General features: G+C 53.1%; 2 tRNA genes. Both read right to left on the minus strand.

Features of this window, described 5'->3' with window-relative positions:
- Positions 1-33: 33 nt before the first annotated feature.
- A tRNA-Leu gene (locus tag F9Y84_RS21915) sits at positions 34-120 on the minus strand.
- 36 nt (positions 121-156) lie between these two features.
- Positions 157-230 (minus strand) — tRNA-Cys (locus F9Y84_RS21920).
- Positions 231-277: the final 47 nt, after the last annotated feature.

A 277-nucleotide genomic window follows, 5' to 3' on the forward strand; every position in this document is an offset into this window, starting at 1 on the left:
TCCATAAATCATTTATAGTCACCTTACTATAAATGGTGCCCGGGGCCGGACTTGAACCGGCACGCTGTTACCAGCGAGGGATTTTAAATCCCTTGTGTCTACCAATTCCACCACCCGGGCATCGGGCTTGCTTTCGCATGTGGAGTGTTGAGAAAATGGAGGCGGAACCCGGAGTCGAACCGAGGTAGACGGATTTGCAATCCGCTGCATGGCCACTCTGCCATTCCGCCAAATTTGGAGCGAGTAACGAGGTTCGAACTCGTGACCTCGACCTTGG

Origin of the sequence: Pseudoalteromonas peptidolytica (assembly GCF_012641745.1) — a bacterium.
In the GTDB taxonomy this organism is placed as follows: Bacteria; Pseudomonadota; Gammaproteobacteria; order Enterobacterales; family Alteromonadaceae; genus Pseudoalteromonas; species Pseudoalteromonas peptidolytica.